At 46.1% G+C, this 22,150-nt stretch carries 21 protein-coding genes; 18 read left to right on the forward strand and 3 right to left on the reverse strand.

Annotated elements, in window-relative coordinates:
• The first annotated feature begins 77 nt into the window (after positions 1-77).
• From MHI12_RS12275 to MHI12_RS12310, 8 genes are all read left to right on the forward strand, one after another.
• Positions 78-2,627: a glycosyl hydrolase 2 galactose-binding domain-containing protein gene (locus MHI12_RS12275; protein WP_405172496.1), complete on the forward strand. Its 2,550-nt coding sequence runs from the start codon at positions 78-80 to the stop codon at positions 2,625-2,627.
• Between the two features lie 167 nt (positions 2,628-2,794).
• Entirely contained in the window at positions 2,795-3,274 is a 480-nt protein-coding gene (locus tag MHI12_RS12280) for a hypothetical protein (RefSeq protein ID WP_405172497.1), read from the forward strand.
• 77 nt (positions 3,275-3,351) lie between these two features.
• Positions 3,352-4,056: a response regulator transcription factor gene (locus MHI12_RS12285; RefSeq protein WP_405172498.1), complete on the forward strand. Its 705-nt coding sequence runs from the start codon at positions 3,352-3,354 to the stop codon at positions 4,054-4,056.
• Complete coding sequence (locus MHI12_RS12290) at positions 4,053-5,093, forward strand: sensor histidine kinase (protein WP_405172499.1); 1,041 nt, start codon at positions 4,053-4,055, stop codon at positions 5,091-5,093. The genes MHI12_RS12285 and MHI12_RS12290 overlap by 4 nt, the downstream gene beginning before the upstream one ends.
• A 34-nt stretch (positions 5,094-5,127) precedes the next feature.
• Entirely contained in the window at positions 5,128-5,853 is a 726-nt protein-coding gene (locus MHI12_RS12295) for a cytochrome c biogenesis CcdA family protein (protein WP_405172978.1), read from the forward strand.
• Positions 5,854-5,871: 18 nt separating this feature from the next.
• Positions 5,872-6,462: a redoxin family protein gene (locus MHI12_RS12300; protein ID WP_405172500.1), complete on the forward strand. Its 591-nt coding sequence runs from the start codon at positions 5,872-5,874 to the stop codon at positions 6,460-6,462.
• 16 nt (positions 6,463-6,478) lie between these two features.
• Entirely contained in the window at positions 6,479-7,573 is a 1,095-nt protein-coding gene (gene msrB / locus MHI12_RS12305) for a peptide-methionine (R)-S-oxide reductase MsrB (protein WP_405172501.1), read from the forward strand.
• 236 nt (positions 7,574-7,809) lie between these two features.
• Positions 7,810-9,720: an AraC family transcriptional regulator gene (locus MHI12_RS12310; protein ID WP_405172502.1), complete on the forward strand. Its 1,911-nt coding sequence runs from the start codon at positions 7,810-7,812 to the stop codon at positions 9,718-9,720.
• 129 nt (positions 9,721-9,849) lie between these two features.
• Here MHI12_RS12310 and MHI12_RS12315 read toward each other — a convergent pair whose 3' ends face one another.
• Positions 9,850-10,521 carry a hypothetical protein gene (locus MHI12_RS12315; RefSeq protein ID WP_341007057.1) on the reverse strand — a complete coding sequence of 224 codons (672 nt, stop codon included), beginning with the start codon at positions 10,519-10,521 and terminating at the stop codon, positions 9,850-9,852.
• 44 nt (positions 10,522-10,565) lie between these two features.
• A complete protein-coding gene (locus tag MHI12_RS12320; protein ID WP_315372625.1) occupies positions 10,566-11,087 on the reverse strand; it encodes a hypothetical protein in 522 nt (173 codons plus the stop codon).
• 227 nt (positions 11,088-11,314) lie between these two features.
• Between MHI12_RS12320 and MHI12_RS12325 the strand changes: the two genes are divergently transcribed.
• The 5 genes from MHI12_RS12325 to MHI12_RS12345 all read left to right on the forward strand — a co-directional run bounded on the left by MHI12_RS12325 (position 11,315) and on the right by MHI12_RS12345 (position 15,343).
• Positions 11,315-11,992, forward strand: coding sequence for an SOS response-associated peptidase (locus tag MHI12_RS12325; protein ID WP_091016984.1), 678 nt, complete (start codon positions 11,315-11,317; stop codon positions 11,990-11,992).
• A 187-nt stretch (positions 11,993-12,179) separates the two neighbouring features.
• Positions 12,180-13,310, forward strand: a complete 1,131-nt coding sequence (locus tag MHI12_RS12330; protein WP_405172503.1) for an NADH-dependent flavin oxidoreductase — start codon at positions 12,180-12,182, stop codon at positions 13,308-13,310.
• A gap of 137 nt (positions 13,311-13,447) precedes the next feature.
• Positions 13,448-14,215, forward strand: a complete 768-nt coding sequence (locus MHI12_RS12335) for a DeoR/GlpR family DNA-binding transcription regulator (protein ID WP_315936146.1) — start codon at positions 13,448-13,450, stop codon at positions 14,213-14,215.
• A 20-nt stretch (positions 14,216-14,235) separates the two neighbouring features.
• On the forward strand, positions 14,236-14,694 hold the full coding sequence (locus tag MHI12_RS12340) for an OsmC family protein (RefSeq protein ID WP_405172504.1): 459 nt from the start codon (positions 14,236-14,238) through the stop codon (positions 14,692-14,694).
• A gap of 58 nt (positions 14,695-14,752) precedes the next feature.
• Positions 14,753-15,343, forward strand: a complete 591-nt coding sequence (locus MHI12_RS12345; protein WP_405172505.1) for a DUF2062 domain-containing protein — start codon at positions 14,753-14,755, stop codon at positions 15,341-15,343.
• Here the strand turns inward: MHI12_RS12345 and MHI12_RS12350 are convergent.
• Positions 15,321-16,250, reverse strand: a complete 930-nt coding sequence (locus tag MHI12_RS12350) for an AEC family transporter (RefSeq protein WP_405172506.1) — start codon at positions 16,248-16,250, stop codon at positions 15,321-15,323. The two genes, MHI12_RS12345 and MHI12_RS12350, sit on opposite strands and share 23 nt — an antisense overlap.
• A gap of 214 nt (positions 16,251-16,464) precedes the next feature.
• Between MHI12_RS12350 and MHI12_RS12355 the strand changes: the two genes are divergently transcribed.
• The 5 genes from MHI12_RS12355 to pepF all read left to right on the forward strand — a co-directional run bounded on the left by MHI12_RS12355 (position 16,465) and on the right by pepF (position 22,078).
• Positions 16,465-17,547, forward strand: coding sequence for a lactonase family protein (locus MHI12_RS12355; RefSeq protein WP_405172507.1), 1,083 nt, complete (start codon positions 16,465-16,467; stop codon positions 17,545-17,547).
• A gap of 414 nt (positions 17,548-17,961) precedes the next feature.
• Positions 17,962-18,594, forward strand: a complete 633-nt coding sequence (gene hxlA / locus MHI12_RS12360) for a 3-hexulose-6-phosphate synthase (RefSeq protein ID WP_036670570.1) — start codon at positions 17,962-17,964, stop codon at positions 18,592-18,594.
• Between the two features lie 4 nt (positions 18,595-18,598).
• On the forward strand, positions 18,599-19,162 hold the full coding sequence (gene hxlB / locus MHI12_RS12365) for a 6-phospho-3-hexuloisomerase (RefSeq protein ID WP_047842632.1): 564 nt from the start codon (positions 18,599-18,601) through the stop codon (positions 19,160-19,162).
• Between the two features lie 267 nt (positions 19,163-19,429).
• Positions 19,430-19,789, forward strand: coding sequence for a helix-turn-helix domain-containing protein (locus MHI12_RS12370; RefSeq protein WP_036608849.1), 360 nt, complete (start codon positions 19,430-19,432; stop codon positions 19,787-19,789).
• A 486-nt stretch (positions 19,790-20,275) separates the two neighbouring features.
• Positions 20,276-22,078 carry an oligoendopeptidase F gene (gene pepF / locus MHI12_RS12375; RefSeq protein WP_405172508.1) on the forward strand — a complete coding sequence of 601 codons (1,803 nt, stop codon included), beginning with the start codon at positions 20,276-20,278 and terminating at the stop codon, positions 22,076-22,078.
• The last annotated feature ends 72 nt before the right edge of the window (positions 22,079-22,150 follow it).

Raw genomic sequence — 22,150 nt, forward strand, 5'->3', positions numbered from 1 at the left:
TTGTAAGTTATTTATTTTTATACTAACAAAACCTAACAAATTGATATTTACCAACTCTAACAACAATGGAGGCTGTCATGAGCACAATACAATCACAGGTTTTTCAGAATTGGACGTTCAAGGCTTGCGAAGATCAAGAGTGGATGCCGGCTCAGGTGCCCGGCTGTGTGCATACAGATTTGCTGAAGCTGGGCAAGATTCCAGATCCTTTTTATGGAACAAACGAGAAGGAAGTACAATGGATTGATAAGATAGATTGGGAATATCAGACGGAATTTGACGTTGCCGAAGGGTTGTTCTCCCAAGAACATCTGGAACTGGTGTTTGATGGTCTGGATACATATGCGGATGTGTATGTGAATGATGTGCATGTGTTATCAGCAGATAATATGTTCCGGGTGTGGAAGGCGGATGTGAAGGCTGTATTAAAGGGGAACGGCAATATTCTCCGAATACGTTTTCGGTCTCCGATTCAGGAAGATCTGCCTAAGCTGGAGAAGCTCGGATATGCATTACCTGCATCGAATGATCAGTCCGATGTTGGCGGACTTGGCGACAAAAGAGTAAGTATTTTTGCCCGTAAAGCCCCGTATCACTATGGTTGGGACTGGGGTCCGCGTTTTGTAACCAGTGGGATCTGGCGTGAAGCACGTCTTGAAGGTTGGACACAGGTACGAATCAATGATGTGTATATCCAGCAAAATGAAGTAAGCGCTATCTCAGCTTCATTAACTGCTGTTGTGGAAGTCGAGACATCACAAGCGGTAGATACGATTATTCGTATCGGCGCAGATGGACAGAGATGGGAAAGATCCGTATCACTACAACCCGGAACTCAGACTGTGGAGATTCCAATCTCTATTGATGAACCAAAACTGTGGTGGAGCCGTGGGCTTGGTAATCCGCATATGTACACCTTCCTTACCGAAGTGCTTCAAGGTGAACGAGCTGTGGCTGAATCTACAGTGAAGACTGGGCTTCGTTCCATTCGCTTGGTACGTGACAAAGATGAAGCAGGAGCATCCTTTTATTTTGAATTAAACGGGGTTGCGGTCTTTGCCAAAGGGGCCAACCACATTCCAAATGATAGCTTCATCACTGAAATTACTCATGAACGTTATCGTCATGAGATCGTATCCGCAGCCGAGTCCAATATGAATATGCTGCGTGTATGGGGTGGCGGAATCTATGAGCAGGATGTGTTCTACGAACTGTGTGATGAATACGGAATCCTCGTATGGCAAGACTTCATGTTTGCTTGCAGCATGTATCCAGGAGATGAAGCGTTCCTGAACAGTGTGAGACATGAAGCCATCGATAATGTGAAACGTCTGCGCAACCATCCAAGTATTGCACTCTGGTGTGGGAACAACGAGATTGATTCGGCTTGGGCTCACTATGTTGAGAATGGTGGCTGGGGTTGGAAAAAGGAATTTACTGCCGAGCAGCGTGAAAGCATCTGGGCCGATTACGAAGCCATCTTCCATGATCTGCTGCCAGAAGTGGTTGAAGCGTATGCGCCAGGTGTGGATTACTGGCCTTCCTCACCACTGGTATCACTGACAGGGGATGAGACGCAACATGCGCACCCATCCACAGCTGAAGGGGATATCCACTACTGGGGCGTGTGGCACAATGTAGAACCATTCGAGAACTACAACGTGCATGTGGGTCGTTTCATGAGTGAATACGGATTCCAGTCTTTCCCGGAGTACAAGTCAGTACGCACTTACGCAGAAGAAGAGGATCTGGCTCTGGAGTCGGAAGTCATGTTGGCTCATCAAAAGAATGGGGCAGGTAATCGTCTGATCAAACAGTACATGGATATGTACATGCATGAATCGAAGGACTTCCCATCGTTCCTGTATATGAGCCAGGTGCTTCAGGCGGAAGCGATGAAGACGGCCATTGAAGCGCACCGTCGCCGCAAACCATTCTGCATGGGCACACTTTACTGGCAAATGAATGACTGCTGGCCGGTGGCTTCATGGGCAGGTATGGACTACCTTGGTCGTTGGAAAGCATTGCAATATTATGCGAAACGCAGCTTCAGCGATGTGTTGGTATCGGTAGATGGCACAAAAGAAGATACAACAGATATATATATCATCTCGGATCAATTACAACCTGTAAAAGGGCAGTTACAGATTCGTTTGCTCGGGTTCGATGGAACGGTACATCGTGATGAAACACATGACGTGACTTTGGCACCTAATACCGGTGATCGAGTGCTGTCATTACGTAACGCGGAATGGCTTGAAGGTCATGATACAGCTAACACGCTGCTGCGCCTGGATCTGAAACAGGAAGGTGCGGCGAATATCGTACAGGAACACTATTTTGTACCGTCCAAAGACCTTGCTCTGCAGCCTGCAAACATCAATGTAAGCGGGGGAGCGGATGAGAACGGCGTTCATCTGGTACTGGAAAGTGATGTGCTTGCTAAACAGGTATGGCTATCTTCGGATGTGGAGGGTGTCTTCTCAGATAACTTCTTCGACTTGATTCCTGGCATTCCGGTGAAGGTGCAGTTCACTTCCAGAGAGGGATTGCAGTCTAATGATGTGATATCAAATCCGGGACCGATCGAGGTTCGATCCATGATTGATTTTATTCGTTTGACCTAGAAGACACGGTTGGAGTCTCTCGTAAGAGAGATTTCAACCGTTTTTTTTATTGAAACCTGACCTCATTTATATATCGTAATGGTTTCGTAATACTTCGCTTAGAGAATCGTAAGCAATCTTGCTTATTGTAATCCATGTAAGTAATAAACGAATGGAGAGTGATAAGAATGATGAAAACAAATAAGAGCAAAAAAGCGATGGTAGCAGCGGTATTGATGATGTCTATGGCTTTTTCTGGATTGGCAAGTGCTGCAGATATAAAAACAATTAAAAAGGATGGCATGGAACTTGTTCAATTGAGACAGGCGGCGAAAATGTATGATTACAGCATTATGTGGGACAGCAAGGATAAATCTGTAACTTTGATGTATATGGGCAAAATGGACGACAAGATGATGAAAGACGACAACATGATGGAAGAAGACATGATGATGAAAGATGACATTAAGATAAAAGATGACATGATGATGGAAGAAACGATGATGCCTGCGGGGAAAACGATTAAATTGTGGATTGGATCGAAAAAAATCACGGTAGACGGTATGCAAGTTAACTTGAAATCGATGCCTGTCATCCATGAAGGGAATTCGTATGCGGCTGAGTCTGTAATTGAACAATACATGATGCGAGCCATGGGAATGAAGTAATTTAAGGGCTAAGCATCGCCATCACCCTATGATATGATTGGCTCAAATGTATTTTCTGGAATATGGGGTGGGTTCGTTTGAATGAATGTGTACTTGTTGCTGATGATGATACAAATATTACGGACGTTTGTCGCAGGTATCTGGAACGGGAAGGTTATCTTGTCGTGACGGCCAAGGACGGTTTGGAGGCTATAGAGCTGTGGCACAGCCAAGCGCCAAGCTTGATTGTGCTCGACCTGATGATGCCACATAAGAATGGTTGGGAAGTATGCAACGAGATTCGGCAAACTGAGGATGTGCCCATTGTAATGCTGACGGCCCGGGGTGAGGAACAGGACCGTCTGATGGGACTGACGATGGGGGCGGATGATTATCTGACCAAACCATTCAGTCCGAGAGAACTAGTCTTACGTGTGAAGGCAATCCTGCGGAGAATGCGAATTGCGCAGGCATCACCTGTTACAACATCTGAATATACGATCAATTATGAAGGGCTTACCATTGATTTTACCAAGCGTGAAGTGCACATCAGTGGGCAGGCCATTGAATTGACCGTTACAGAGTTTGAGATGTTGTATTTACTGGCAAGTCACCCGGGCCAGGTGTTCTCCCGTAACCAGATGTTAAGCAAGATTTGGGATTTTAGCTATGAGGGAGATACAACAACGGTGACTGTACATGTTCGGAGATTACGAGAGAAGATCGAACAGAATCCTTCTTATCCAAAATATATTAAAACAGTTTGGGGTATAGGCTACAAGTTTGCGGGTGGCAGTTCATGAAACTTCGCACATACTTGGTGTTGTCCAGTCTCACAGGCATTGGCGTATTATTAATTTGTTTGTTCATCAGTTATTCCAAAATGCTGCTTACGATCGAACAATTGTATTGGTTATCGGCTATAACAGCAGGGGTAGGCTTACTTTCGTTTATTCTTCAATATTTGCTGACTAAGCCATTAGAAAAATCAATTGCGCGAATTACACAGCAGACGATACGAATTGCCGAAGGGGATTTCCATACGGAAGTCCCTCTCATCGGTACGCAGGAATTTAAGCTCCTGGCACAGCAATTTAATGAAATGAGTTCCAAGCTGAAGGAAAGTTTTGATCATCTGCATCACTCAGAAACTGCGAGACGAGAGTTGATCGCCAATGTTTCCCATGATTTACGGACTCCATTGGCATCCATTCAGTCATTCGTCGAAGCGTTGGAGGATGATGTCATTCAGGATAAAGAAACCTTTCAACGTTACCTGAACACGATACGACTTGAAACGAAGCGTTTGGGAGGGCTTATTCAAGATTTGTTCGAATTATCCAGCCTGGAAGCGCAAGGGGAGGTATTTGAGCCTCAGCCTTGTCACGTCGATGAGTTGTTGCTCAGTACGTTGGAGAGTTTTTCGTTTCATCTGGCGGAGAAAACGCTGAACGTTGAAATCGATTTGCCCGATAAATTACCAGCCGCGGTCATGATGCCTGCACAAATGAAGCGGGTCCTTTCCAATTTACTGCAAAATGCCATTCGATACTCTCCTGTTGAAGGAAAAATCATTCTGGCTGCCGAAGAAAAGGGGCCGTTTATACGAATTTCAGTTACGGATGAAGGGGAAGGCATTGAAGCGGAGGAAACTTCGCGTATATTTGAACGTTTTTATCGAATTGACAAATCACGTAGCAAGAGCAATGGGGGGGCCGGGCTTGGCCTTGCTATCGCTCAATCGATTGTGGAACTCCATGGTGGCGAGATCGGGGTTCAGAGTACAAAAGGAGAAGGAAGCTGCTTCTGGTTCACGCTTCCGATCTACGTCAGTCGTTAACCTTGGTTAATCAAACGCAGTATTTATTCAGGTGGTGAATGACTTGACCAGTGATTTAGTATTCCTTTTCGGCGTTTTTGGTGCAGGATTGTTATCGTTTTTTGCGCCATGTATTCTGCCGCTGATCCCGGTATATGTGTCTTATCTATCCGGAAGCATGGTCAACGCTACGAATCAGCAGCAGCCTGACACCAATTCGGTTCGGTTGCGGTCCACACTTGTTTTGCGGACATTTTTATTTGTTCTTGGGCTGTCCCTGGTATTTGTTTTACTCGGTTTTGGTTCCGGCATCGTTGGTAATTTGATCTCAAGTCCTGTGTTTATTGCCATCTGCGGAGCCATCGTGGTGCTTTTTGGGATTTATCAAACCGGGTTGATCCGACTATCCTGGCTGGAACGGGAGAGAAAGCTGTCAAACGATCATGCCAGACGAGGAGGATATGTCGGAGCGTTCCTGCTGGGTCTGACGTTTAGTTTTGGCTGGACGCCTTGTATCGGGCCTGTGTTGGCGGCCATTCTTGGTATCGCCGCAGGAGAAGGCTCTCCACTGTATGGCGGGTTTCTCATGTTCCTGTACACCCTTGGGTTGGCGATTCCTTTCCTGATTCTGTCCGTTTTTTCGGAATATGTTATGAAGCGGATACGTCGTTTATACAGGTACATGGGCGTCATCAAAATAACTTCCGGCTGTATTCTTATTGTCATGGGACTATTGTTAATGACAGACCGGCTAAACAGCTTGGTGACCTGGTTTCAATAATCATTGGAGGAATTTGGTATGAAGACGGCACGGAAATGGATGGTATCTGTAATCGTATTCACTGGAGTACTGTTGATCTTAAGCGCATGTGGAACACAGCAAGCTGAATCAAACCAAACTGAATCAAAACAAACGGGGTCATCATCAGCCCCAGCATCCGATATGAGTTCGTCAACCATGATGAACAAGGGAGAGACGGCTCCTGAATTTTCATTGCTTGATCTGAAAGGAAACACGGTTGGACTTTCTGATGTTCAAGGCAAGAAAGTGTATGTGAAATACTGGGCTTCCTGGTGTTCCATCTGCCTTGCGGGTTTGGAAGACCTGAACAATCTGGCTGGTCAAAACAATGATTTTCAAGTCATTACGATTGTGACGCCAGACTACAAAGGAGAGAAATCCTCCCAAGCGTTTACCGAATGGTTTGACCAACAGCCATATGATAACATTACTGTTCTTTTGGATGAGAAAGGTGTATGGGCCAAGGAATTTGGTGTAAGAGCGTATCCTAGTTCCTTTTATATTGGTTCTGATGGTATTTTAGCGAAATCGCAGCCAGGGCATGCATCCAATGAACAGATCATGGAATCATTACAAGAGATTTTGTGAGAAGGGAGGAAGTGTCATGAAAAGGACGCTGCTGGGCCTGTGCCTCCTTGTTATAGCGATAGTTGTGTCTGCTTGTGGAAACAGGGCTGAGAGCCATTCAGCTGCATCTTCATCTTCGTTATCCACTCAACCTGTCAAGGCATCGAGTGTCTCCGAGGAAAACCTGAGTAACCTGTACTTGGCAGGAGGCTGTTTCTGGGGTGTGGAGGCATATATGGCTCGTATTCCGGGGGTTCAGGATGTGACTTCCGGTTATGCCAACGGGGAAGGAGAGAATCCAACCTATGAGGATGTTATTCGCGGGGACCAGGGGTTTGCGGAGACTGTTCATGTAAAATATGATCCGCAGCAAGTATCTTTGCAGAAATTGCTTGAATCTTATTTTCGAGTTATTGATCCTACCAGCTTAAATAAGCAGGGCAATGATCGTGGCATTCAGTATCGGACAGGAATCTATTATACGTTGGCTGAAGATGCCAAAATTATTGAACAGGCTGTAGAGGCAGAGCAAGAAAAATATGACCAACCCATCGTAACGGAGGTAATGCCTCTGCAGAATTATTATTTGGCGGAGGAGTACCATCAGGATTATTTGGAAAAAAATCCGAATGGATATTGTCACATTGATATGACTGTCCTGGAGGACTTGGAGATTGGGATTGATCCCGCTCAATATCCACGTCCAACAGATGAACAATTAAAAGAACGATTAACAGACGAACAGTATGCGGTTACGGTAAACAATGATACGGAGCATGCATTCAGTAACGAATACTGGGATAATGAGGAGCCCGGTCTGTACGTGGATATTGCCACGGGAGAGCCGTTATTCACCAGCCGGGATAAGTATGATTCTGGTTGCGGGTGGCCGAGTTTTACAAAACCGATTGTACCTGAGGTTGTTACCTATACAAATGACATGAGCTTTGGTATGGATCGCACGGAGGTACGAAGCCGGGCAGGAGACATCCACCTTGGGCATGTGTTCGATGATGGTCCCGAAGATCGCGGCGGCAAACGTTACTGTATTAACAGTGCATCGATCCGGTTTATTCCGTTAGACAAGATGGAGGAAGAACGATACGGATATTTATTGTCTTTTGTCGAGTAGAGAAGGGCAGCTGACTTTATTAAAAGATAATAAGGCCATAATTTAGAACGGTTGAGATCTCTCTATGAGGGATTTCGACCGTTTTTTATTTTGCGGCATCTAACAAAAAACAGAGGTAGTCTTCAAAGATGGTTGCATCATTGTTATAATTGATAATCATTATCAATTATAGGTAGGTTTTTAGTCACAATGCCAAGGTATTGTGTGTGTTTGATCGCTTAGGAGAGGGAGTTTATATGGGAATTCAGAATGACATCAAGCTGTGGGATCAGGTTCAGGTTCGCGTGCTTGATGTGCGTCTTATATCACTCGCAACACACGAGTTCATACGCAATTATGTGTTACCAACCAGTGCATTTGTGTATGTTCAAGGCAGGGGTCAGGTCTGGCTCGATGAAGAGGTATGGACTACAAACCAGTTCTTGCTGCTGCATGGGGGAAAAGGAAGACGTCTGACACTTGAAACGACAGGGGTTATGGAGGTACATCTGATTTTGTACAAATCAACCTTGCCCTCTAACGTGCTTGTGGAGTATCGAATGATGCTGAACCAGCGTAATCCGTTTGAAGAGTCCTGGGCGACAGTGCCGGATCATACACTTGAGTTACGTGAGCTTGTGCGGAATATACATGAATGCTGGTCAGGGCAGGAGCGAGTGGGCAAAATTCAGGTCAAAGTGTATTTCTTTCAATTGGTACAGCTTGTCTTGTTACAGCGGAGTCACATGTTTAACGAAGTTCAACAGCCTTCGCTTACCGATCAGGTTTTGCGATATATCAAAGCTCACTACCGGGAATCGATCTCACTTGATTCGCTTGCCCAGTCCTTGAGTTACAGTCCGCAATATTTATCACGCAAATTCAAGGAACAGACGGGATGTACACCGACAGAATATGTGATTCGGTTACGAATGGGTGAGGCAAGGAGTCTGCTTGCGTCCACAGAAGCTTCATTACAGGAGATTGCTGCGTATGTGGGTTATATGGACCCGTTTTATTTCAATCGTATATTCAAAAAAGAGACCGGTATCACACCAGGGCAATATCGGTTGAAGCAGCAGGAAAACTCGAAATCAGTTTCAAAAAGTACATTAAATGCAACAAATGAATCCATTGTAACAGGAGGGGATCAACGTTATCCTTTAATTGATGATGATAATCATTATCAACATAAGGGAGATGAGGAAATCAACATGTTTAACCATTTTAAATCAGTGATCATGTCGCTTGCGCTTGTACTCACATTGAGTGCTTGTGGAACAACTCAGCAGGGGGCAGAAACATCCGAAGTTGCGGCTGAACCCGAACAACCGGCAGTCGTGGAAACCCAAGTGGTAAATACGACCTTTGGTGAGGTAGAAATTCCTGCACATCCCGAGCGAGTTGCTGCCATAGATTATCTGGGAACGGTGCTTGCTCTTGGTGTCAAACCGATTGGTGGAGGCCAATTTCTGATGAACAGTCCTTATCTGGAAGGTCACATGGATGGTCTTGAAACGATAGGGGATTCCGTTGAACAATTGATGGAGCTGGAACCTGATCTCATTATTACATTGAATCCGGACAAGGCCGCTTATGAGAAATACAGCAAGATTGCTCCAACCGTTTCGATCGCATCCATCACTTTTCCGACACTCAAGGACGAAGTAAACTATTTCGGTAAAGTCCTTGGCAAAGAAGCGGAAGCAGAGAAGTGGCTGGCTGATTTTGATGAGGAGATTGCCAAAATCAAGCAGGAGGTGCAGAGCGTTGTTCCAGCTGACGTTACATTCTCTGTTATGCAGGAATATGATCGCCAAGTCTTCATTTTTGGCAATCAGTCGGGCCGGGGAGGACGTAACATCTATGAATTGCTTGGTTTGCAAGCACCAAAGAACATTCCATCCGAGTTGATGCAGGGCGCCTATCATGAATTCTCTATAGAACTGCTCTCCAAATATGCCGGAGATTACATTGTGCTGACCAGCAAGTCTCAGTTGAAAGATCTTCAGGCAGATCCGATCTGGGGTTCATTACCTGCTATCAAAAATGGAAATGTGTACATATGGACGGAAGAACAATCCTGGTTCCGTGACCCTATCGCCTTGTTGAAACAGACACAGGATCTGGCTGAATGGATTATTGGACTTAATACACCGTCTAAATAAGGAACTTCAAAAAACCGTGCCGCCCAGTTTGCTGAGCAGCACGGTTTTCATATTCTTATGTAGGACTGAACAGTAGAGGGGATTAGCTGCCTGTACGGAGATGAAATAACAGTGTGATTACCTAAGAGTTTATTCGCTCTTTTGTTCGTTCTGAATTTCTTGCAGATCCTCCAGCTGGAGTGTAAGGTCATTCTCGGGGTTTGCACTCACAATGACTTCTGACGGTGATTGTTGCTGACCCGGCTGGTTCGACTTGGCGGCAGGTTTGATCACGTAGAGACTCTGAACGGAGTTGAGCAGGCTCGCAGGGGTGTCTTCATACGTTTCCAGGAAGAGTACATAGTCTTTGGTAGGAATCAGCTTGAGGTTGTCATCATTAATAATCTCGGTGTTGCCTAGTTGTCCGCCAAGTTGCTTCACTTCAAGTTTTTCCCCGGCAGTGTAACCGCCTTTATAGGATTCAGCGACCTGAATCGTGTGGATCGTATAGATTTTGTCAAAAGAAGATGGCTCTCCGCCCGGATCGGACGCGGGGTTTAACTCGTTTTCATTGGCAGCATCGGTAACTTGTACGATATCGTTTAAAGCTTCCACACGAGTCTCAACAACACTGCCTTTCACAATCGTATTTGCTCTCTCGGACAGGTCGCCAATGCTGGCATAACTCGGGTAATCTTCAGAAGCAATAATGGTCATGGGTGCATCGGATGGGGACGCGGTAGGTGTAACAGAAGAACATCCAACAGCAGATAAAATGAAAATGGAAGAGAGAAGCAGCGTTAATACTCGATTTTTGTTCATGGACAGGAATCCTCCTTGGATTTTTGGGATAAGTTCGTAGCGGATTAATACTTGGATTTTACGTTATTGATATCAAAAGTTTGGGGTTGGGTCATGGAATTGCGGTTACGGGAGTAAGACATAATGGAAGGACTGCTTGTTGTTGGGTTGTCACCGAGCCAGATGGAGTGTCCGAGTTCGTGGACAAATACACTTTGAATGAAGTTGGATAAGTTGGTTGCGTCAGGGGTGATCGTGGATGCATTGAGTTCGATGCGGAAGCTTACGACTTGACTGCCGGATACGGAGGCGTAGTTGACACCATATGCTGTATTATTGAAGTTTCCTGCGGTGATGGTGTTTGGGGAGTTACTTGTTTTGGTGAATTTAACTTTGGCACCTGCATTGTTCCAGTTGGTAAGGGAAGCGTCCATGGGAGTCTGCCATGCGGCGGCGTAATTATACGTGCGAATGGGGATGGTGGTACTGGGATAACCGTAGGTTAGAAAGGTTGCCGCATAGATGGTACTGCCAAACATCGCAATCGCTGAGAACAACATGATGCTCATCAAAAACTTCCTTTTCATACTTAAAACCTCCAATAAATGTATTTTATTCTCTATTATAGTAACAAGTAATATTGGAGTTGAAATGAGTCCGAGGTCGTTGTTTTTGTCGTGAAAAACCTAAAATATATCTTGATCCGACCCTAATGGTGTCAAAATAAGTCATTTTCTGTTCGATGTGCATGCATAATTTCCCTAAAGTTACAAACAATACATCCAACTTACACAGGGAAAGGTAGTGCTTGAGCATGTGCAACCGTTTTTCATTGGCAGCCGATCTGGACGAGGTCAGAGATCATTTCAAGATTCAGCGGGTGATGTATTATTATAAAAACCGATACAATATCAGCCCAACCCAGCATACGCCAATTATTTTGCATCAGGATGGTGAGCGTGTATTGGATGAATTTCGGTGGGGGTTCATTCCATTCTGGGGTCGTGATGCCGTTAACGCGAACCTCATGACGGTACATGAGAATCCTTCCTATTACAAACTGGTAGAGACCAAGCGCTGCGTCATTCCCTGCAATGGATTATATTACTGGCGGCAAGAGGGCAAGAAAAGTTATGCGGTTCGTGTTGTCATGCCGGATCGCGGTCTGTTCGGCATTGCTGGGTTATACGAGGTGTGGAGAGATACACGGAAAGAGCCGCTTCGTACCTGCACGATGCTTATGACAGGCGCAAATATGGTTACACGTGAGTTTGGTAGCAAAATGCCAGCCATTCTCTCCGAAGAAGAGATCAACACCTGGCTTGACCCGGCTAATACACGGGTGACTCAGTTGTTACCGCTATTGAAATCGTATAATAGTACAGAGATGAATCTGTATCCAGTCACCCCAATGGTCGCTAACGATGAACACGATTGTTACGAATGTGTAGAAGAGATGGATCAGAAGCTGGCTTACGTTCGGAGTTTCTGAGTATCCTTTGGATGATGTGAAGAAAATGAAGAGGGCTGAGAGTCTGGAGACACTCTGCTCTTTTTTTCCTTTCAGAAAATGAAAAGTTGCAATTGCAGTGAAACGTAACTATAATCATTACAGTAAGTGAACGCATATATTCATATATCTATTAAAAGAGATATTTATAATCAGGAGGGAACCACGAATGAATCCAAAGTTTAACCAGATGTTTGAACAAGTTTCACTACCGACTGGCATTACACTGAAAAACCGTATCGTGCTCGCTCCCATGACTCATATGTCCTCGAATGCTGATGGTACGATATCCGATGCTGAACTTGCTTATTATGCACGTCGCACCGGTGGTGCTGGCATGTCAATTACGGCTGTAGGGCATGTAACAGAGACGGGCATAGGTTTCCCGGCTCAATTTGGTGTTTATGATGACCGCTTCATTCCTGGTCTGAAAAAACTGGCTGAGACCATTAAACAACAGGGCTCCGTAGCCGTATTGCAAATTTTCCATGCGGGCCGTCTGACGCCTGAACAAGCTGTACCTGCGGGTCAAGTAGTAGCTCCTAGTGCAGTTGCAAGTGAGCGTCCAGGATCTCCTGAACCAAGAGAATTGACGGATGCCGAGATTACTTCGATTATCAAAGACTTTGGTGAAGCGACACGTCGTGCAATTGAAGCTGGCTTTGATGGTGTTGAGATTCACGGTGCTAATGGTTATCTGATCCAGCAATTCTTCTCCCCTCATTCCAACCGACGTGAAGATCGTTGGGGCGGAAGTGTCGAGAAACGTCTGACATTCCCACTTGCTGTTGTGGATGAGATTCAGAAAGTGGTTGCCGAACATACCAAACTGCCGTTCATCATTGGTTACCGTTTCTCCCCTGAAGAACCGGAAACACCGGGACTCACAATGGAAGATACGTATGCATTGGTGGATGCGCTGAAAGATAAAAACCTGGATTACCTGCACGTTTCCCTGAACGAGTTCTGGTCCAAGCCAAGACGTGGCGAAGCAGACACACGTTCGAGAATGGAATTCATCCTGGATCGTGTGAACGGCAAATTGCCTGTGATCGGCGTAGGTTCAATTCATACGGCAGATCAGGCTGCTGAGGCGCTTCAAACGGGAGTACCTCTGCTTGCCATTGGACGTGAGCTGATTATTGAACCGGATTGGGTTGAGAAAATCGAGAGCGGACGGGAAGAAGATATTGAGACGATTCTGACCAAATCGGATCAGGAACGTCTGGTTATCCCTGACGGATTGTGGAATGCAATCATCCACACACCCGGCTGGTTCCCTATGGCAGAAGATAAATAACATACACTTCAGGACTGGATTAGAGGGGGCGAAAGCTCCCTCTTTTTGCACATGGTCCAAATTCTCCTTGTCATCGCTCTGTGGTATGATGGATGAAAAGGATCAACTGGATAATCAACGGTTTGGAGTGAAGGAATATGCTCGTAGCTGAACGGTATGAGAAAATAGTGGAATGGGTGGATACGCAAGGCAGCATGCGTGTGACCGAACTTAGTGAGCGCTGCGGAGTGACTGAAGAGACGATTCGTCGTGATCTGGACAAGCTCGAACAGGCGGGCAGGCTCAGACGGTCCCATGGCGGGGCGGTCAGCGTAAAATACAAGGATGAGTTACAGTCGGAGATTCCGTATCCGGAACGGGCTATAGCCCATGCAGAAGAGAAGCGCAGAATTGCAAGCGAAGCGGTGAAAATGGTTGAATCCGGCGACCGGATCGCCTTGGATGCAAGTACAACGGCGTGGTATATGGCGGCAGGATTGCCAAACATTCCACTGACGGTATTAACCAACTCGATTAAGGTCGCCGCAGAGCTGAGTAACAAGGAGCAGATTCGTGTGATTGCCACAGGTGGGCAATTGGCTTCGAAGTCACTGTCTTTTGTAGGACCGCTGGCGGAACGTTCGCTGGATGCTTATCATGTGGATAAAGTATTCCTGTCTTGCAAAGGAGTGCATCTGACCAAAGGTATCAGTGAATCCAATGAATTACAGGCCTTGGTGAAGCAGAAAATGATCCATATTGCGGATGAGGTCATTTTACTTGCAGATTCCAGTAAATTTAACATACAGGCGTTTACCAGAGTTGCTGAGATGAGCAGTGTGGGCAAAGTGATTACAGATCAGGGTGTAGATGAAGATCACGTTAGCGCATTGATCGAGCAGAATATTACGTGTATACGTGTGTAAACAAGAAAGGAATGAATGTCATGAAACATCCTTTTCATCTGAAAGCGGTATGGAATGGTGGGCGTAACAGTGAGGGAACAATTGATGCAGGTGGATTAAAAACGGTCATATCGATTCCGCAGGAGATGGGCGGACCTGGTACGGGAACTAACCCGGACGAGATGCTGCTGGGTGCAGCCTCCACCTGTTACCTGATCACGTTGGCAGCGATGCTGGAGCGTTCGGATATTACGCCGGATGAATTAACGCTTGAATCGGAAGCAACGGTAGATGTTACAAATAACGTATTTACGTACGAACGGATCGTACATAGACCCCGGATTGTGCTCAGCGCAAATGCCTCTGAGGCGGATCTGACCAAGGCTGAGCGCTTGGCGCATAAGGCTGAATCCTCCTGTATGATCTCCCGAGCGGTGGCAGGTAATGTCCAGATGGAGACACAACCGGTCATTGTTACTACAGGTGCTAACGCGGTGTGATATACTGAAGAATAGACGATTCAAGTTGTCATTTGTGTAAAATAAGGAGTAATTCGGTATGAACACACAGAAGCGCAAGACTAACCGCTGGATACGTTTAACACGTGTTATGAAGCTGAATTTTCTCAAATTGTTACGTGCTCCCGGAGGTGCCCATAAAGTATCTACCGGATTTGCCATAGGGTTCGGACTGGAACTGATCGTGATCTCGACGGCTTCCCTGATATATCTCGTATTTTATCCGATTGTGCGACTGTCTGGGGGTTCGGTGCCAGCAGCCATTGTTGGTAATGTGATCGGGAAACTTACGTTTTTACCTATTATCCTGATGCCGCTCGCGAAACAAATTGGCTCATGGATATTGCCTGCTCACAGCATGGGACAGGGACCGGTACATGAGAGTGCATTCATGGAGCTGTTTCGCGGGAACTGGTCGGCCGTGAGTGAATTGTTGCTTGGTGGACTGGATATTCTGGCAGGCATGTCCGTATTTGGTGTCATTCTGGGTGTGATTTCGTACTTTGTCGTAAAATTCTTCTACGTCAGAGCACTCAACCGGCGTTATGAACGCCGGCTGGAGAAACGCCGACAAGCGGATATCGCCTCGGTATCACCTCCGGTATTAATCAGGAAGCCATCACAATCATAATGGGCAGCATCAACATGGATGCAGCGGTGGTCCACAGAATGCAGCGGGATACAAACTGCGGAGAAGCATTAAACTGTTCAGCCAAAATAACGGCGTTCACTGCGGTCGGCATCGATGCGAGGATCAGCAGCACACTGAACAACGTACCTTCGACCTGAAGAGCGGTCAGTATCAGCCAGGACAAGATTGGCGCAGCTGCGAGACGGACCACAAGCCCGGTCCAGAAAGCTCGGCGTACATTGGGCAACCAAGGCACCGTTGCACCTTTTGGTCTGAGCATCTGTGCTCCCAGAATAGCGAGAACGACAGGAGAGTAGCCCGCAGCCAGCATGGAGATCCCTCCATCCAGCGCTTCAGGCAGGCTCAGATTGGACGCACGCAGTGCAATGGCGATGCCAGCAGCATAAATGGATGGCATGCGGAAAACGGACAGGATCGCATCTTTCACCGTGAATTCGGATCTCGCGGCAAAAAAGATACCTACCGTATTAACAATGATCATCTGTCCAATGACGTAGACCGAAGCCTTGTCCAGTCCAAGTTGACCAAAGGCAAGCAGTACAAGCGGGAGCCCGTAATTCACGCAGTTCGTAAACGTGGAGACGAGGGTGAGACCCGCTTTTTCGCTTGCACCCAGACGGAACCCCCGGCTTAACAGCTCGGCGAGGGCCCACAGAGCAATCAGATTAATAATAGAGAACCAGAACGTGCTGGTGACGTCCGTCCAGGTAATCTCTGCATGCAGCAATGTATTGAAGATGAGCGCAGGGCTCAAAATATAAAGGGAAAAGGTCGAGAGCGACCGGGTATCCCAATTCTTGAAGCGTTTTAACAGAATACCTCCGATCACGGGAAGTGATATCGGCAAGAACACATGGTATAAGGTGAGTAAAAATGAGTGAAGCAATGCAATTCAGTCCCTTCTGGATGAAAAACCTATCTTATCATAGCAGAAGATGCATCTCATATGAATGGATTTCAGTATGATGATGTGTAGTAATCGCCTTGCTTAACTAAGGATTTCCCTGATGGGCAGCGACAGCGGATTGCTATTTTGATATGGCAGATTTATTATAGAAGAGGTGCAACAAGATTACATACACATAGAGGAGGAAACTGTAATGAGTGATTCAAAACGCTTGCTCGTACTTGCTGGCTCTTACGCCGAAGCGGAAAATGAGGGCATTTATGCATATGAATTGAATGAGGATACAGGCAGCTTGTCCAAGCTTGACGGCATCGCGGGTGTGAAAAACCCAACGTTTGTCAACGTGGATGCTGAAGGAAACAAACTGTATGCGATTGGTGAAACAGCGTCAGCTGAAGGCAACAAAATGTCTGAAGCTGTAGCTCTGAGCATTGATCCTTCTACAGGGAAATTAACGTTGCTGAACCGGAATGACTCCATTTCAGCTCCACCATGTCATATCCAGCGTGATCCTTCCGGCAAATACTTGATCCTGTCCAGCTACCACGGTGGCCTGGTAGGTCTGCAAGCCTTGACGGATAACGGTGAAGTTGGAGCGCTTCTGGACGAGAAGAAACATGAAGGACAAGGTGCGCATCCTGAACGTCAGGACAAGCCACATGTGCACTCCGCATTCTTCAGCCCGGATGGTAAATACATGATGGTACAGGATCTGGGCGCAGATAACATCGCGATCTATTCCATTGATGCAGACAAAAATGAACTTGTGCTGCACAGTGAAACCAAAACACATCCGGGAGCAGGCCCACGTCACTTGGCGTTCCACCCGAATGGTCATTTCGCATATGTCATCAATGAAGTGGATTCATCCATTACTTCGTTCAAATATGATGCAGCAGCGGGTACGTTGACTGAATTGTCTACCGTATCCACACTGCCTGATGGATATGATGGCAAAGAGAATACAACAGCCGAAATCACTGTTTCCAATGATGGACGTTATGTATATGGTTCTAACCGTGGACATGACAGCATCGTTGTATTTGCAGTAGATGCAGACAAAGGTCACCTGTCACTGGTTGAACATGTATCTGCAGAAGGTGAGCACCCGCGTCACTTTGCTCTGACACCTAACGGCAAATTGCTGATCGCAGCTAACCGCGATACGAACAACCTCGTGACATTCACGGTAGATCAGGAGAGCGGACGTCTGAAATACACAGGTCACAGCACAGGTGTATCCAAGCCGGTATGCGTGAAACCTGTATATCTGTGAATCAATTTCATAATACCTTTTAGTGAGTTATGAAATTGATTCGTGTAAAATGATAAATTCGTAAAACCAGCTCTGCTGGGTTGGAAATGAGAAGGACCCTGCCATGTGGCGGGGTCTTTTATATTGAAAACCTGGTTGGATGATCAGATTGCTGTTCTGCTGTAAACGGTTGGAACAGAGGAGTAATTCTATTATAAGATTCACCTAACAACGAATAATTATTAATAGTATCGTGCAAGTAACTACCCCACTTCAAAGTGCGTACTTCCTAAACGGATAGTCAGGGTCTACAATGAGTGAGTAGCCAAAACAAACACTGCATGCATCTGAACAGACAAATTGGTGCAGGCTAAATATCTGATTATTATTTTTACAGGAACGAATCATACTTGAACAACAAAGGAGAAATACATGATGAAATTGCAATTGGCGCTTGACTTGGTAAATATCCCTGAAGGTATCGCACTGGTTAAAGAGGTTGAACAATATATTGATATCGTTGAGATTGGTACTCCAATCGTTATTAATGAAGGTTTGCACGCGGTAAAAGCGATGAAAGAAGCATTCCCTAATCTGCAAGTTCTTGCAGACCTTAAAATCATGGACGCTGGTGGTTATGAAATCATGAAAGCAGCTGAAGCTGGTGCGGATCTGATCACTGTACTTGGGGCAACCAATGACAGCACGATCAAAGGTGCAGTAGCAGAAGCGAAGAAACAAAACAAACAAGTTCTTGTTGACATGATCAACGTGCCTAACCTTGAACAACGTGCTCGTGAAATTGATGCGCTTGGCGTAGATTACATCTGTGTACACACAGGTTATGATTTGCAAGCTGAAGGACAAAGCCCGTTCGAAGATCTGCAAACGATCAAAGCAGCTGTGAAAAACGCTAAAACGGCTGTCGCTGGTGGAATCAAGCTGGAAACATTACCAGAAGTAATCAAAGCACAACCGGATCTGGTTATTGTAGGAGGCGGTATCACAGGACAAGCAGACAAAGCGGCAGTTGCAGCTGAAATGCAACGTCTCGTTAAACAAGGGTAAGCAGATGAGCAAAACACAGTACGCAGCTGACATCTTGAAGGAGCTGGAACGTACGTTAAGCCAGATCGACGATGCAGAGATGCAAGCGATGGCTGAGCACATTCTGGCTGCGGAACAGATTTTTGTAGCAGGAGCAGGCCGGTCAGGACTTATGGGGAAGGCTTTTGCCATGAGACTGATGCAGATGGGGCTTCGTGTATATGTGGTGGGCGAGACCGTAACACCTGGGATCAGCTCGAAAGATTTCCTCTTGCTGTGCTCTGGCTCAGGAGAGACAGGCAGTCTTGTAGCCATGGCTCAAAAGGCTAGTCAAGCTGGTGCGCCTGTAGGTCTCATTACGATTAAGCCAGAGTCCACGATTGGGAAATTGGCAACTACGGTAGTGCGCCTTCCGGCTTCAGCCAAAGAGGACACAGCAACTTCCGGAGCAGCAGTAACCATTCAGCCGATGGGCTCGTTGTTCGAACAAGGACTGTTAATCGGCATGGATGCTCTCATCCTTACGATGATGGAAATGAAAGGTATGACCGGAGCGGATATGTTTGGCCGCCACGCGAACCTGGAATAGTGAATAGATGAAAGACCGGAATCCTTTGATTACGAAGGGTTCTGGTCTTTTCTGCGATACATAGTCATTCATGTGCATAGGTTTTATCCGTGATTTACAGTTAAACTTTGCATCCCGACCAGGCTGTAGTAGAATTAATAGATAGCTGTATCGAATGAATGTACTTATTACATCATGCATGGAGCGGAAAGCTTACCTCGTGTGAAGTGTCCCCGTGATATGCGTAATATACGCGATATAAGATTGAAGATGAGGGGGCTCGGAGCCATGGCATCCGAAGTGAAGGAACGGATTAATCTGAAAGAAATCAACTGTGAGAAGGAATTGACCCTTGCGGTGATCGGTGGAAAATGGAAACTGATTATTTTGTGGCATTTGGGTCTGGAAGGTACCAAACGTTTCAGTGAGCTGAAACGCCTAATCCCTCATATTACCCAGAAGATGCTGACCAACCAGTTACGTGAGCTGGAGGAAGACAAACTGATTGAGCGTAAAGTGTATGCCGAAGTCCCTCCTCGGGTGGAATATACATTGACAGATCACGGTCAGAGCCTGATGCCCGTCCTGCATGCGATGTATAACTGGGGTAAAAATTACGGTGAAAATGTAATCTGGAAAGAGAGCTAAACAAGTAAGATCTAAGAAGCTAAATAAGTAAGTTCTATAATGAACCGCCGGGTAAATGGATTCTTCCATTACCCGGCGGTTTTTTCGTTGCTTTTAAATTTTGGTCACATGAGCAAAAGTTTATACGAAACGTAGAGTACAGAAATAGCTTGAAGAAGCGAAGCTAAAAGCTTTCTGAAAGAAAGCTATATCGCAAGCATATACTGGCCTTTATCCTAGATACCCTTTTATATAGATGGAACTAAACATTCACACGAGAACGTAGAGGACAGAAAGAACCTGAAGAAGCGGAGCGTTCGCCTTTATCACCGGATTTTTACCTTTGAAAAAGGGGAATCAAAAAATCTGGGGATAACAGCGATCGGAAGGTTGTTCTGTCATCGGAGTGGTAAGTGTGAATAATCTTTAGTCCAATCTATACTCCCTTGAACTGGAATATGATACGATGAGAGATATTGGAAAATGCAAGGAGGATGACAACTAAAGATGGAAAAAATACGTACACGTGCTGAGGTAAATCAGGAAACAACTTGGGATCTGAAAGACTTGTTTGTAACCGATGTAGAGTGGGAGCAGGAGCTTCGATCACTTCCTCAGGCTGCTGCCCAGATCGAAACGTTCAAAGGGCGTCTAGGCGAAGGCGCTGAACAATTGCTGGCTTGTCTGGATGCGCGTGAAGCTTTGCAAGAGCGGATCGGCAAGACGGCTTCTTATGCCCGTCTGAAGCAGTCAGAGGACAGCACCAATCCGGTTAATATTGAGAATTCAGCTAAAGCAGGAGATATCCTATCAAATCTGTCATCGTCCTTGTCTTTTGTCAATTCGGAGATCGTTGATCTGCCGGATGGAACTGTAGAGCGTTATATTCAAGAACTTCCGGGATTGGAGCCGTATGCCCGCAGTTTGGAGCGTTTGATTCGAGAAAAAGCACATCGGCTCACGCCTGAGACCGAGAAGGTACTTGCTTCACTTGGAGAGGTGCTGGATTCGCCATACCGTATCTATCTGCGCGGTAAACTGGCAGACATGACGTTTGACGATGCTCTTGATGGAGAGGACAATAATCGTCCACTGTCCTGGTCATTCTATGAAAATAATTATGAGATGTCGTCTGATACCAAGCTGCGCCGTTCTGCTTATGCTGCATTCAGCTCGACATTAAATGATTACAAAAATACGTTCGCAGAAGGTTATGCAACCGAAGTGAAAAAACAGGTTGTTTTATCCAGGTTGCGTGGTTACGACGATGTTACAGATATGCTTCTCAGACCACAGCAAGTGAGCAAAGAGATGTACAATAATATTCTGGATATTATCCAGCAGGAACTCGCACCTCATATGCGCAGACTGGCGGCTCTCAAGAAACGTGAGCTGGGTCTGGACAAACTGATGTTTTGTGATCTGAAGGCTCCGCTTGATCCTGAATTTAGCCCTGCCATTACATATGATGAGGCGTGCATACTCATTCGAGAAGCACTTGATGTGCTTGGGCCGGAGTATGGCGAGATCGTAGAGCGTGCATTCAGTGATCGCTGGGTGGATTACGCAGATAATGCAGGCAAATCCACAGGGGCATTTTGCTCCTCTATATATGGTTCACACTCCTATATCTTAATATCATGGGCGAACAATATGCGAGGAGCATTTACACTTGCCCATGAAGTGGGGCATGCAGGCCACTTCATGCTCGCCGGACGTTACCAAAAGCTCACGAATACACGGCCATCTCTTTATTTTATTGAGGCACCGTCGACCATGAATGAAATGCTGCTGGCAGATCATCTATTGAAGCGTTCCGATAATCCGAGAATGCGTCGTTGGGTCATTTTGCAACTGTTGAATACGTATTACCATAACTTCGTTACACATCTGCTGGAAGGTGAATTGCAGCGCAGGGTCTATGCACGCGCAACCAATGATGAGCCCATTACGGCGAAGACGTTAAGTCAGCTCAAAGGAGACATCCTTTCCGAATTCTGGGGACCTGATCTGGTAATTGATGAAGGGGCCAAGCTGACGTGGATGAGACAGCCTCATTATTATATGGGACTATATCCGTATACCTATGCGGCAGGTTTGACGGCTTCTACAGCGGCTGCACAGCAGATTCGGGAAGAAGGACAGCCTGCGGTAGATCGCTGGCTTGAAGCACTCAAAGCCGGTGGAAGTCTCACGCCGCAGGAGTTAATGAAGCTCGCGGGTGTGGATATGTCCGGACCTGAGCCGATTCGTTCTGCAGTTGCTTATGTCGGCAGTCTGGTCGACGAACTTGAACGTCTGTATTCCTGATCTGGTTCATATAGTATACGGACAAGGCAGAACGGGTTGTCTGCATGCACCGCCTTCCTTGCGTGGGGGGCG

It is taken from the genome of Paenibacillus sp. FSL H8-0280 (genome assembly GCF_045040665.1).
GTDB lineage: Bacteria > Bacillota > Bacilli > Paenibacillales > Paenibacillaceae > Paenibacillus > Paenibacillus xylanexedens_A.